Below are 399 nucleotides of genomic sequence, written 5' to 3'. Positions count from 1 at the left end.
AGGCGGTGCTGGGCATGGAGGTCACGCCGACGGTGCTGCAGCAGGGAAGAGTGCGGCTTAAGCTGCGAATAAGCGAGAATACGCCAGGCCAGGTGCTGAAGCAGGAAAACGGCGAAGCGCTGGCCATCGATAAGCAGGAGATAGAGACCCTAGTGGAAGTTCGCAGCGGCGAGACTTTAGCGTTGGGCGGCATCTTTTCGCAGAAAACAAAACCGCCCGCGACAGCGTCCCGCTGCTTGGCGATATCCCGGTACTGGGACGTCTGTTTCGTCGTGACGGGAAAGATAATGAACGTCGCGAACTGGTTGTCTTTATTACGCCACGGATTCTGGCAGTACGTTAAGCAGGTTTTTCATGCTAAACACGTTTCAGGTGTTTGACGTGAGGACGGATTTAGCA

1 protein-coding gene is annotated in these 399 nt (G+C 55.1%); it reads left to right on the top strand.

The genetic code is table 11. The features are described 5' to 3' along the window. A partial coding sequence (locus tag M3206_RS18855) for a hypothetical protein (RefSeq protein ID WP_251314044.1) occupies window positions 1–380 on the top strand: 380 nt, incomplete at its 5' end. Window positions 381–399: the final 19 nt, after the last annotated feature.

Source organism: Fictibacillus phosphorivorans (genome assembly GCF_023715845.1).
GTDB lineage: Bacteria > Bacillota > Bacilli > Bacillales > Fictibacillaceae > Fictibacillus > Fictibacillus phosphorivorans_D.
Note: the sequence above shows the minus strand (reverse complement) of the source record. Positions and strands in the feature narration are given on the sequence as shown.